Source organism: Sphingomonas sp. (assembly GCF_019635455.1).
Classification (GTDB): Bacteria; Pseudomonadota; Alphaproteobacteria; order Sphingomonadales; family Sphingomonadaceae; genus Sphingomonas.
In genome coordinates this window covers 17479-29706 of record NZ_JAHBZJ010000005.1, presented here as the reverse complement: position 1 = coordinate 29706, position 12228 = coordinate 17479, and the positions used below count along the sequence as shown (strand labels likewise).

The 12228-nt window shown below is 66.3% G+C and carries 12 protein-coding genes; 5 read left to right on the top strand and 7 right to left on the bottom strand.

Annotated features, from left to right (window positions below):
* Positions 1-76 precede the first annotated feature (76 nt).
* On the top strand, positions 77-1891 hold the full coding sequence (gene typA, locus KF783_RS07895; RefSeq protein WP_294078010.1) for a translational GTPase TypA: 1815 nt from the start codon (positions 77-79) through the stop codon (positions 1889-1891).
* Between the two features lie 80 nt (positions 1892-1971).
* On the opposite strand, the gene leuD is transcribed toward typA, so the two are convergent.
* The 3 genes from leuD to KF783_RS07880 are packed head-to-tail and all read right to left on the bottom strand — an operon-like array spanning position 1972 to position 5158.
* A complete protein-coding gene (gene leuD / locus KF783_RS07890; RefSeq protein ID WP_294078346.1) occupies positions 1972-2604 on the bottom strand; it encodes a 3-isopropylmalate dehydratase small subunit in 633 nt (210 codons plus the stop codon).
* Complete coding sequence (locus KF783_RS07885; RefSeq protein ID WP_294078008.1) at positions 2604-4010, bottom strand: 3-isopropylmalate dehydratase large subunit; 1407 nt, start codon at positions 4008-4010, stop codon at positions 2604-2606. Before KF783_RS07885 ends, leuD begins: the two co-directional genes overlap by 1 nt.
* The gene (locus tag KF783_RS07880; protein WP_294078007.1) at positions 4007-5158 is read right to left on the bottom strand and encodes a CaiB/BaiF CoA-transferase family protein; all 1152 of its coding nucleotides are present in this window, start codon (positions 5156-5158) and stop codon (positions 4007-4009) included. Before KF783_RS07880 ends, KF783_RS07885 begins: the two co-directional genes overlap by 4 nt.
* A gap of 90 nt (positions 5159-5248) precedes the next feature.
* Here KF783_RS07880 and KF783_RS07875 point away from each other — a divergent pair, with 90 nt between their 5' ends.
* Genes KF783_RS07875 through KF783_RS07860 form a run of 4 tightly spaced genes read left to right on the top strand, consistent with a single transcriptional unit; the run spans position 5249 to position 8746 of the window.
* Positions 5249-6205, top strand: a complete 957-nt coding sequence (locus KF783_RS07875) for a hydroxymethylglutaryl-CoA lyase (RefSeq protein WP_294078005.1) — start codon at positions 5249-5251, stop codon at positions 6203-6205.
* Positions 6202-6882, top strand: a complete 681-nt coding sequence (locus KF783_RS07870) for an isochorismatase family protein (RefSeq protein WP_294078004.1) — start codon at positions 6202-6204, stop codon at positions 6880-6882. The genes KF783_RS07875 and KF783_RS07870 overlap by 4 nt, the downstream gene beginning before the upstream one ends.
* The gene (locus tag KF783_RS07865; protein WP_294078003.1) at positions 6882-7823 is read left to right on the top strand and encodes a polysaccharide deacetylase family protein; all 942 of its coding nucleotides are present in this window, start codon (positions 6882-6884) and stop codon (positions 7821-7823) included. The genes KF783_RS07870 and KF783_RS07865 overlap by 1 nt, the downstream gene beginning before the upstream one ends.
* Positions 7820-8746 carry a polysaccharide deacetylase family protein gene (locus tag KF783_RS07860; RefSeq protein ID WP_294078001.1) on the top strand — a complete coding sequence of 309 codons (927 nt, stop codon included), beginning with the start codon at positions 7820-7822 and terminating at the stop codon, positions 8744-8746. Before KF783_RS07865 ends, KF783_RS07860 begins: the two co-directional genes overlap by 4 nt.
* A 66-nt stretch (positions 8747-8812) precedes the next feature.
* Here KF783_RS07860 and KF783_RS07855 read toward each other — a convergent pair whose 3' ends face one another.
* From KF783_RS07855 to KF783_RS07840, 4 genes are all read right to left on the bottom strand, one after another.
* The gene (locus KF783_RS07855; protein ID WP_294077999.1) at positions 8813-9139 is read right to left on the bottom strand and encodes a hypothetical protein; all 327 of its coding nucleotides are present in this window, start codon (positions 9137-9139) and stop codon (positions 8813-8815) included.
* Positions 9136-10269 (bottom strand): class I SAM-dependent methyltransferase, encoded by a 1134-nt coding sequence (locus KF783_RS07850; protein WP_294077997.1) that lies wholly within the window; start codon positions 10267-10269, stop codon positions 9136-9138. Before KF783_RS07850 ends, KF783_RS07855 begins: the two co-directional genes overlap by 4 nt.
* Positions 10270-10354: 85 nt before the next feature.
* A complete protein-coding gene (locus KF783_RS07845; protein WP_294077996.1) occupies positions 10355-11287 on the bottom strand; it encodes a VOC family protein in 933 nt (310 codons plus the stop codon).
* Between the two features lie 82 nt (positions 11288-11369).
* Positions 11370-12146: a GntR family transcriptional regulator gene (locus tag KF783_RS07840; RefSeq protein WP_294077994.1), complete on the bottom strand. Its 777-nt coding sequence runs from the start codon at positions 12144-12146 to the stop codon at positions 11370-11372.
* Positions 12147-12228: the final 82 nt, after the last annotated feature.

The following is a 12228-nucleotide window of genomic DNA, read 5'->3' as shown; positions in this document are numbered from 1 at the left end:
CCTCGCTCTTTGCGCGGCGCACAAATTCCGCTAAGGGCGCGCCCGAACCGCGCTTCTGCGGCATTCAGGAAATGACATGAACCTCCGCAACGTGGCGATCATCGCCCACGTCGACCACGGCAAAACCACGCTCGTCGACCAGCTTTTCCGCCAGTCCGGCACCTTTCGCGACAATCAGCGCGTCGAAGAGCGGGCGATGGATTCGAACGACCTGGAAAAGGAGCGCGGGATCACCATTCTCGCCAAGCCGACCTCGGTCGAGTGGAACGGCACGCGGATCAACATCGTCGATACCCCGGGCCACGCCGATTTCGGCGGCGAGGTGGAGCGGATCCTTTCCATGGTCGATGGCGTCATCCTGCTCGTCGACAGCTCCGAAGGCGCGATGCCGCAGACCAAGTTCGTGACCGGCAAGGCACTCAAGCTCGGCCTGCGCCCGATCGTGGTGGTCAACAAGATCGATCGCCCGGACGAACGCATCCAGGAAGTGCTGGACGAGGTGTTCGACCTGTTCGTCAGCCTCGACGCCACCGACGAACAGCTCGACTTCCCCGTCCTCTACGCATCGGGCCGCAACGGCTATGCGAATGAGGAACCGTCCTTGCGCGAAGGAACGCTCGAGCCGCTGTTCCAGAAGATCGTCGATCACGTCCCCCCGCCCGCGCTCGACGCCGACGCGCCCTTCACGTTCCTGGTGACGCTGCTCGACCGCGACAACTTCCTCGGCCGCGTGCTCACCGGTCGCGTGACCAGCGGCAAGATCAAGGCGAACCAGGCGATCCACGCGCTCGACGCCGACGGAAAGGTGATCGAGACCGGTCGCGCGTCGAAGATCATGTCGTTCCGCGGCCTCGACCGCGTGCCGGTGGACGAGGCAGAGGCGGGCGACATCATCAGCCTGGCCGGCCTGACCGTCGCGACCGTCGCCAACACCATCGCCGATACCAGCGTCTCCGAACCGATCGTCGCCCAGCCGATCGACCCCCCCACCCTGTCGATGCGCTTCGCCGTCAACGATTCGCCGATGGCCGGCCGTGAGGGGTCGAAGGTCACCAGCCGCATGATCCGCGACCGCCTGTTCCGTGAAGCCGAATCGAACGTCGCGATCAAGGTGACCGAGGCCGCCGACAAGGACAGTTTCGAAGTGGCCGGCCGCGGCGAGCTTCAGCTTGGCGTGCTGATCGAGACGATGCGCCGCGAGGGCTTCGAACTCGGCATCAGCCGTCCGCGCGTGCTGTTCCGCGAAGAGGATGGCCAGCGCATGGAGCCGTATGAGACCGTCATCATCGACGTCGATGACGAACATTCGGGCGCGGTGGTCGAGAAGATGAACCTGCGCAAGGCGGAGATGACCGACATGCGCCCGTCGGGCGGCGGCAAGACGCGCATCACCTTCAGCGCGCCCAGCCGCGGCATGATCGGCTATCACGGCGAATTCCTGTCCGACACGCGCGGCACCGGCATCATGAACCGCCTGTTCGAGAAATACGGCCCGTACAAGGGCGCGATCGAGGGTCGGAAGAACGGCGTGCTCATCTCCAACGGCGCGGGCGAGGCGAACGCCTATTCGCTCAACAGCCTGGAAGAGCGCGGCATCCTGTTCGTGGGCCATGGCGAGGCGCTGTACGAGGGCATGATCATCGGCGAGAACGCCAAGCCGGACGACCTTGAGGTCAATCCGATGAAGGCGAAGCAGCTGACCAACATCCGCTCGTCGGGCAAGGACGACGCCATCCGGCTGACCCCGCCCAAGAAGATGACGCTGGAACAGGCCATCGCCTATATCGACGACGACGAGATGGTCGAGGTGACGCCGAAGACGATCCGCCTGCGCAAACGCTTCCTCGATCCGCACGAGCGCAAGCGTCAGAGCCGCGCGAAGGCGGCCTGAGGGCAGCGATCGATTGTGAATGCGAAGGCGTCGGGGGAGACCTCGGCGCCTTTTCGTTACGGCGCGATCACACGCCCCGCCTACCCGCGAGCGACGGTATCGTAGATCCAGGGACGCGCGGCCATGTCGCCGGCGCGAAACGCGCGGATCTGCCCGGCCATCTGAAGCGTCTGCGCGATCGGATCGCGCCCGGCCAGCAATGCCTCACGCGCTTCGGCATCGATCGCGAACGTCCAGGTCGCGCCGCCGGGAAGCGACACGGTCTGCGCGGCAAGGTCGATCGTCAGCATCGGCGGGTCGGCGCCTTCAAGCCCGGCAGCGATCGCGGCGATCGTCGAAGCATCGACGATCGCGGGAACGACGCCATTGGCGATGCAATTGCCCTGAAAGATCGGATTGAACGAGGGTGCGACGACCGCGCGAAAACCATATTCCGCGAGCGCCCACACGGCATGCTCGCGGCTCGAACCGCATCCGAAATTCGCGCCGCTCACCAGGATTTCGGCGCCCGCATAGCGGGGCTGGTTCAGTACGAACTCCGCCTGTGGATCACGCCCGCCGATCCGGGTGTACCGCCATCCCGCGAACAAGCCGTCGGCCAGCCCCTTTTTCGAAACGCTGCGCATCTCGCGCGAAGGGATGATGGCGTCGGTATCGACATTGTCGCGGATCAGCGGCACGGCGCGCGCAGACAGGCGGGTGAATGGCCGCATCACGCCGCCACCCTGCGCGGATCGGCGATCCGCCCGGCGATCGCCGACGCCGCGACGGTCTCGGGCGAGGCCAGATGGGTGCGCGTGCCGGGACCCTGGCGACTTTCGAAATTGCGATTGGTGGACGAAATCACGCGTTCCTGCGCCCCGAAGCTCTCACCCCCCGCGAAGAAGCACATCGAACAGCCCGATTCACGCCATTCGAAGCCCGCGGCCTGGAAAATCGCGTCCAGCCCCTCTGCCTCGGCCTGTCGCTTCACCTGCGTCGAACCGGGAACACAGATCGCCCGCACGCCATCGGCGACGCGTCGCCCCTTCAGCAGGGCGGCGGCGCGGCGCAGATCGCCGATCCGGCTGTTGGTGCATGATCCGATGAATGCCGCATCGATTGGCAGGCCGGCCAGCCGGTCACCGGGGGTCAGGCCCATATAGGCGAGCGCGCGGTCGCGGGCATCGTCGCTGTCCTGCCGGGTCTCCGCGTCATGCGCCGGCACCACGCCATCGATCGGGGCGACCTGTTGCGGGCTGGTCCCCCAGCTGACCATCGGCGCGACGTCACGCGCGTCGAAGACATGCTCGATATCGAATTCGGCGTCCGGATCGCTGGCCAGCCCCATCCAGTGGTCGATGGCGGCGTCCCACTGCTCCCCCGCGGGCGCGAAGTCCCGGCCGCGCAGATAGTCGATCACCTTTTCATCGGGCGCGATGATCGCGGTGAAGGCGGCAAATTCGGTCCCCATGTTGCACAGGGTGAGCCGGCCCTCGACATCCAGCGCACGGATCGCGCGTCCGCCATATTCGACGACATGGCCGGCGCCGCCGCCCACGCCGAACCGTCCGAGCAAGGCGAGCGCCAGGTCCTTTGCGGTGACCCCCGGCGCCAGTTCGCCATCGACACGTACCCGCATGCGCGGCGGACGCCGCACGCGCAGCGTCGCGGTGGCGAGAGCGTGTTCCGCCTCAGTCGATCCGATTCCCCAGGCCAGCGCGCCCAGCGCACCCTGCGAACAGGTGTGGCTGTCGGGACAGATCAGCGTCGCGCCCGGCAGCACGATCCCCAGTTCCGGCGACACGACATGGACGATCCCCTGTCGCGGGTCATCAAGGTCGAACAGGCGGATTCCGGCCCGCCCGGCAGCGTCCCGCGTCGCACGGATGAAGTCGGTCCCGGTCGGCATCAGCGTGTGATCGGTTCGGCCAGGGCGCGTGTCGATGATGTGGTCCATCACCGCGAATGCCTGATCCGGGGCGAATACCGGCAAGCCGCGCTCCTCCAGCCCGCGCAAGGCGACACCTCCGGTCCGCTCGTGCAGCAGAATCCGGTCGATCAGGATCAGATCCAGTCCGCCCGGCGCACCGGCGACGCGGTGCGCATCCCAGATCTTGTCGAAGATCGTCCGGTTCAACGGTGACGATCCTCTCCTGCCGGCGACCTCAATATCTCGTCGTCATGCTCGCCCGCGCGGGGAAGGTCGCGGCGCAGGCCCGGCTTCGCGCCGTCGAATTCGATCGGCAGCGCGGGCAGTTTCGCCTTCTCGCCATTTTCGAGCGTTACCTCGACCAGATTGCCGCTGGCGAGCAGATGAGGGTCTTCGAACAGGTCGTCGGGCCGCATGATCGGCGCGAACGGGAGTCCGATCACCTCAAGCCGCGCGATGATCGTCGCGCGCGGCATCGCCGCGAACATCGCCCGGAGCGGCGGCAGCACGCGATCGCGCTGCACCACGCGATCATTGTTGCGGGCAAGGCTCTCATCGGTCGCGAAGTCGGTGAGTTCGAACTCCTCGCAAAACGCCTTCCACTGTGCGTCGCTTACCACCCCGATGAACAGCTGCTCCGCCGGATCGGCAGTCTCGAAGACATCATAGACGGCCCAGGCGGAAATCCGCGCCGGCATCGGTGGCGCGGACGTTCCCGTCACCGCCTTTTGCGCCATATGCTGGCCGACCAGAAAGGCGGTGGTTTCGAACAGCGAGCATTTGACCTCACCGCCCAGGCCGGTGCGGTGGCGCCGCTCCAGCGCGGCCAGGATGCCGATCACCCCGAACATGCCGCCGGCGATATCGATCACCGACGCGCCCGCGCGCAACGGCCGACCCGGCGGACCGGTCATATAGGCAAGCCCGCCCATCATCTGCGCAACCTCGTCCAGCGCGGTGCGATGTTCATAGGGGCCGGTCAGAAATCCCTTCGCGGTGCAGTAGATGAGGCGCGGATTGCTGTCCTTGAACGCCTCGGGTCCAAGGCCCAGCTTCGCCAGCGCGCCGGGGCGGAAATTTTCGATCACCACGTCCGCGCCGTCGATCAGATCGCGCGCGGCCGCCTTTCCCGATTCCGATTTGAGGTCGAGCGTCACGCTGCGCTTGTTGCGATTGAACATCGGGAAATAGCCCGCGCCCGATCCGAGCAGCCGCCGCGTATGATCGCCGCCTTCCGGCTCGACCTTCACGACATCTGCCCCCAGGTCACCCAGGATGAGGCCGACCGACGGCCCCATGACCATATGGGTGAATTCCACCACCTTCAGACCGGCAAGCGGCAGCGATTCGGTCATCCCTGTTTCTCTTAACTTTTGCGTCGCAGCGTCTCGACAGCCCGGGACTATTTGATATAGAAATAGGACAATAAAGCAAGCGGAGGTTTGATGACGTCCGAAATTCTGGTCAGCGAGGTCGGGCCGCGCGACGGCCTGCAAAGCATCGACCGCATCATGTCGACCGACGCGAAAAAAGCGTGGATCGCCGCCGAAGCGGCGGCGGGCGTGCGCGAGATCGAGGTGGGAAGCTTCGTCCCCGCCAAACTCCTTCCCCAACTGGCCGATACTGCCGAAATCGTTGGCTTTGCCAAGACGATTCCCGGGCTGACCGTCGCGGTCCTGGTACCCAATCTGCGCGGCGCGGAGGCGGCGGTGGCGGCCGGCGCGGACAAGATCACCCTGCCGCTGTCGGTATCGGAAACGCACAGCCTGGCCAATCTGCGGCGCACCCACGACCAGGTGATCGACGAAGCGCGCGGCATCGCCCGGCTGATCGCCGCCCAGCCGCGTGAGCGTCGCCCCCATTTCGAGGGGAGCCTGTCCACCGTGTTCGGATGCACGCTGGAGGGGGCGATCCCGCTCCATCAGATCCTGGCGCTTGCCGAACGGCTCATGGACGCCGGCTGCGACGAGGTCGGGCTGTCCGACACCACCGGCTTCGCCGATCCCTCCGCCGTCCGGAAGATGGTGCGCGCGGTGCGCGGCGTGGTGGGCGATCGCGCGCTTACCGGCATCCACCTGCACAATACCCGCGGGCTGGGACTCGCGAACGTCGTCGCGGCCCTTGAGTCCGGGCTGGACACGATCGACGCATCGCTGGGCGGCATCGGCGGCTGTCCGGCAGCGCCGGGCGCAAGCGGCAATATCGTGACCGAGGATCTGGTGTTCATGCTTCAGGCGATGGGGCTTCGCACGGGCATCGACCTGGCCGCGTTGCTCGACGTGCGGCGCATCCTGATCGACGCGCTGCCGGGCGAACCGCTCTATGGATTCACGCCGGATGCGGGGCTTCCGCTCGGCTTCGTTCCCGAACCACGCGCGCACAGGATGGAGGCTGCGGAATGACGATCGGCACGAAAATGATCCGCGAGGACAAGACCGCGCGCCAGATGTTCGAGGAGGTGATGGCCAACCCCGCCCGCGCCCGGTTCGGCTTTGGCGAAAAGATCGCGATCGTGAACGTCGATTTCCAGAACGCCTATACGCGGATCGACGAGTTCAAGACCGCCTATGAGACCGACCCGCGCCAGATCGAATATGTGAACACCATCTCCCGCCTGGCGCGCACGCGCGGAATGCCGGTGATCTGGACCCATGTCGCCTATATGAAGGATGCGAGCGACGCCGGCGTGTGGGGAACGCGGACCGACACGCCCGATTCGCTCCAGAACATCAAATACGGGTCGCGCCGCCACGAATTCGACGACCGGTGCGAGATCGATCACGACCGGGACGCGATCTATACCAAGCGCATGCCGTCCGCCTTTTTCGAAACGCCGCTGCAAAGCCTGTTGGTGTGGCACAAGGTGGACACGGTGGTGGTCACCGGCGGATCGACATCCGGCTGCATCCGCGCCACCGCGGTCGACAGCCTGAGCCGGGGGTATCGCACCATCGTCCCGATCGAGACATGCGCGGACAAGCATGAAAGCTATCACTTCGCCAATCTGACCGATCTTCAGCTCAAATATGCCGATGTCGTCGGGGTGGATGAGGTGATCGGCTGGCTGGAGGCGCGGTGATGCGCGAAGGCGAGCCCGATCCCGGCCTGTATGATTTCCGCCCCTGGCGCGACCGGGCGAAACTGACATGGCCCGGCGACAGGAAAGTCGCCGTGTGGGTTTCCCCCAATCTCGAATTCTACGAGATCGACCCACCGGCCAATCCCCAGCGCAAGAGCTGGCCCAGGCCGCATCCCGACGTGGTCGGCTATGGTCACCGCGATTACGCGAACCGCATCGGCCACTGGCGGATGGCGGAGGTGATGGAAAAGCACGGGTTCAAGGGATCGGTGTCGCTCTCCGTCGCGCTGTGCCAGCATCATCCGGACGTGGTGGCGAACGCCAATGACCTGGGCTGGGAATTCTTCAGCCACGGCATCTACAACACCCGCTACAGCTACGGCATGGACGAGGCCCAGGAGCGCGCGATCATCGAGGATTCGATCCGCACGGTGCGCGACGCCACCGGACAGACGATCCGCGGCTGGCTGGCGCCCGCACTCACGCACACGCCACGCACGCTCGACCTGATCGCCGAATATGGCATGACCTACACCTGCGACCTCTATCATGACGACCAGCCCGCGCCGGTCCATGTGAAGCAGGGGCGGCTGGTTTCGATGCCCTACAGCATCGAGGTGAACGACCATTACGGCTTCTTCGTCTACAACATGTCGCCGCGCGAATATGCCGATACGCTGATCCGCCAATATGAGCGGCTGGCGGCCGATGCGGAGGCGGCGGACGGCCCGGGCGGGACGGTGATGTGCATCCCGCTGCACAGCTATCTGATCGGCCAGCCGCACCGGATCGGCCCGTTCGAGGAGGTGCTGCGCCACATCGCCGCCGACGGGCGGGCGTGGATCACCCGGTCCGGCGACATCGCCGACCATTTCCTGTCGTCCGGCGGCTATGACGCCGTCGCGGCGGATGCGGCACGCTATCACGGAGCAGCGGCATGACCCTCGATCCCGCCTATCTCGAATATCCGCAGCGTCGCGCCGGCATGGACCACACGCTCTACCCGCCCTCACCCATGCCGGGGCGCAAGCCGGTCGTATGGCCGGGTGGCAAGCCGGTCGCGGTGACACTGCTGGTGAACCTCGAATGGTTTCCGATCACGCCTGCGGACACGCCGTTCCGCGCGCCGGGCCACATGGTCACGCCCTATCCCGACTATCGCCACTATACCGCGCGCGAATATGGCACCCGGGTCGGCTTCTATCGCCTGCTCGATGCCGTCGCGAAGGCCGGGGTGAAGGTGACGGTGGCCGCGAACGCCGCGATCGCGACGCGCTACCCCTCGATCATCGCCGATATCCTGTCGGCGGGGCATGAGATCGTCGCCCATTCGACCGACATGAATGCCACGATCGCTGGCGGCATGGCGGAGGACGCGGAACGCGCGATCATCGTGCAGGCACGCGATACGCTCGCCGACGCGATCGGCCACGCGCCGCGCGGCTGGCAGTCGATCGCGCGGTCGCAGAGCTTTGACACCCCGCGCCTGCTGGTCGAGGCGGGGTTCGACTATATGTGCGACTGGGTGAATGACGACCTTCCCTACGTCGCCACCACGTCGGCGGGGACGATCGTGAGCGTGCCGTTCAACCACGAACTGTCCGACCGTCAGATGATCGGCGTGCAGCAGCAGTCGATGGACAGCGTGGCCCAGCAGCTGGGCGACGCGCTGGACTGGCTGAAAGGCGAAGCGGCGCGGTATCGATCGGGGCGGGTCCTGCCCTTCACCCTCACGCCCTACATCACCGGCCTGCCCTATCGCATGGACGCGTTCGAGACGATGCTGGCGCGACTGGCGGAGGACGAAGCGACCTGGTTCGCGACCGCCGGCGAACTGGTCGATTGCTGGGTGCCACAGGCCTGATCGACGTGCGCGGCGCGACGACCGGGCGCCGTGTCCACAGCCCCCGCCTTCTGGCGGAGCACCTGATCAGGCGGGGTCATGCGCCTGGACGCGCGGATCGAGGAAGATGCGCATCGCCCGGGTGAGCAGCGCCTCGCGCGCCTCCTGGCGCTCGCGTGCCGCATCGTCGCCGTCCCAGGTGACCTTGCGGAGCACGGACACCGGCTCGTTCCGCAGGTCCGCGACCAGTCGTTCCAGCCGATCGATCCGGTCGCTGGCGACGGACAGTTCGACCAGCAACGCCAGCGTCACGTTCAACACCTCCTCGGCCTCCGCGCAGCCCATGCTCTGCGGGCGCTCGCCACGGGCCGATGAGATCAGGGCGATCAATGCCTCCGCGCTGGTGGTCGTCACGCCGCCGGCTTCCGGGCGCTGATCGCGTACCAGCGGTTGTTGGCGAAGCCCTGAAGCGCCGCCAGATCATGCTCGACCACCTCGTCGGGCGCAAAACCGGCGGCGATCATGTCGGCGCGCAGATCGGCGGTCGCATAGGTGCTCCAATGCACCTCGCCGTTGAAATGCGTGTCCCAGTCGCGTTCCACCTGATGCACCAGCGTGGGCTGGTTGCGGATCGCCACGTCCTGATGGATCACGATCCCGCCGGGCCGCACCAGGCGGCGCGCCTCGCGGATCATCGCGCGGCGCTTGTCCTGACCGATTTCGTGCATCAGATTGTGCGAGACGACCAGATCGAAGCTCTCGTCCGCGAACGTCATCGCGGCGGCGTCCATCTGGTGAAAATGCACCGCAACACCCAGCGATTCGGCGCGCGCATGCGCATAGCGCAGCATGCCGGCGCCGATATCGACCGCGTGGACCTCCGCCTCGGGATCATGCGCGGCATAGGCCGCCGACGCCGCACCCGCCGAGCAGCCGATGTCGAGGATGCGGTGCGGGCGAAATCCCTCGAAATGCTCGTCCAGCAGGCGCAGCACCACCCCGGCCTTGCTGTCACCCCGGCCGATTCCCTGACCAAAGGAAAAGACGTTGCCGCCGCATTCGTACAGCGCCCCGGCGGCGACATCGTCCTCCCCCTGATCCAGCGCATAGCCGCCGGGTTGAAGATGGATGTCGGTATCGGCCACCTCCGGCGAGGGATCATAGGCCGGATCGAGCGACAGGCTGCCCTTGCGATCCGGCGCATCCATCAGGCTGCGCGCGGCGGTCCGCATACGATCGAGATCGCGATAGATGGGTTCGCCGACCGATACCCAGATCATCTCCTGCGCGGCGCGGTTCGCCGCGCTCCAGCGACGATAGCTGGGCGACATCAGAAACGCGTCGCGGACGTCGTCGGGCGATTGCGGTGCGCGTCCGTTCGCGGTGACGAACGCGGGAAGCGCCTCGCACTCGAACGCCGCGACGTTGTGCGGCCGCACGCGGGTGTTGAGCAGGCGACGCAGCGCGACGACCGCCTCCTGGCGGCTGCGCGCTTCGACGCTGGTATCGGGCAGCATCTCGTGTTGCAGGTCGCGAACCTTCATCCTGAACTCCCGTGGACAGCGTATCGGCAACAGAAAACCACGGCTGCCGCCGAACCGCAAGACATTTGATATAGTCTTAGTACAATTACCTAGCCGCGATCAGCTCGATCCGTTCGCCGGCCGGGCCGATGACGGTCCGCGCCGCACGGCCGCGATACACCGCCTCGTCGCGCGCCGCCGGCGCCGCACCGGGCAGGTCGGCAACCAGGCTCAGATCGGCGACCTCCAGCGTGACGATCGCGTTGCCGGGCGGGAGCATCCCCGGATGCGCCGGCCGCACGTCCGCGATCCTGCCGGGGCCGGTTGGATAACCGTCCAGTTCCAGCAGGTTGCCGCGCTGGCGCATGCCGATCGCGCTCAGTTCGATTACATGGTCGGCGGCCAGGCCCTGCGCATGCTGGATGATCTCCACCTTGCTCTGGCGCACCGGGCGCTCGCGCAGCGCGAACCGATCGACATACCAGCGCAGCATGGCGGTGAAATCCGGACCGGCGCACACGACGATGAAGGTGCGTCCGACGAACCCGCCGGGTGGCGGCAGGATCGAGGTGTCACGATCGCCGCTTTCCATCGTGAAGTAGAGGCATTCGCCGCCCGGGCCGATCGCCTGCATCGCGATGATGGAGGGCATGAACTGCAACGGGCGGGGCGCTCCGATGACGGTGAACGGCGAATCGGCCAGCCGTTCGGCGAGCGCGTGGACGTCATCGACGATGATTTCGAACGCGGTCCATCCAAAGCTGGTGAGCGGGCGATAGCCGGTCACCGCCGGTGCCTCGACCAGGCGGACGAATGTGTCGGCATCACCGTCCGACTGCATCGTGACGCACCGCGCCCCGGCGGTCGCCGGCGCCCCCCATTGGCTGGCCAGCCCGGCATCGACCGGCCCGCGTTCGACGACACGATAGCCCAGAACACCGGTATATGCCGCCTCCGCAGCATCGAGATCGGGGACGCAAGCGGTCGTCGCGACGATTCGCAGCAGTGCCGGGTCCGTGTCCGTCGTCCAGTCGCTCATTGCCCCGCGCTCCTCCATCCGATCACGACAGGCTGGATAGCGCGCCCTTTTTGTTATATCTATATATCAAATGAGGCGGCGATCACAAAAGCTGCGCCGCCGAGCTGGGGGAATTGAGATCGAGACGGATCTGGTATCGGTCGGACCTGTATTGCGCCAGGATGTGCTGCACCGGCGCACCCCGGGTATCGAGCACCGTGCGGCTGACCCGCAGGATCGGGGATCCGATATCGACCTGAAGCACCGACGACAGCGCGGCATCGGCGAGCGTCGCCGAAATCGTCTGTCGCGCCGATCCGATATGGACGCCCGCTTCCTCCAGCAGCGCCAGCATCGGCGTCGATTTCAGCTTGGCACGGGTCATGCCTGCACCCAGGCTGACCGGAATATAGCTGATGAAATAGCCGACCGGCTGATCCTCCAGCCAGCGCACGCGCACGACGCGCAGCACGTCGCTGTTCGCCGGAATCTCCAGCGCCTCGTCAATCGGCGCCCGCGCAGGGACGGTTTCCACCTCAAGCAGCTTGACCCGCGTCGCCCGGCCGAAGGTCAGCAGCGAATCGAGCGCCTGTTCGATATTGCCCTGGATCGGCTTGGCGGGAGAGCGGAACACCACGGTCGTGCCGACGCGCCGCTTGCGCTCGACCAGATGATTTTCGGCCAGTTCGTCCAGCGCCCGGCGCGCTGTGATGCGCGAGACGCCGAACTGGGCCGACAGCTCCTGCTCCGTCGGCATGCGCGACCCGAACGCGCGCTCGCCGCTCGTGATCTCCTCGCGCAATTGCAGGAAAATCTGATGATAGAGCGGAACCGCCTGGCCGCGATCGACCGCGACGATATCGTCGTTTTCACCCGGCAAGAAACACACTCCCCCAATATTGCCCCCGGCCCGGTCCGTCGCGTGCGACCCGGCAGGGTCGCCGGGCGGTGGCCGGTTCGAC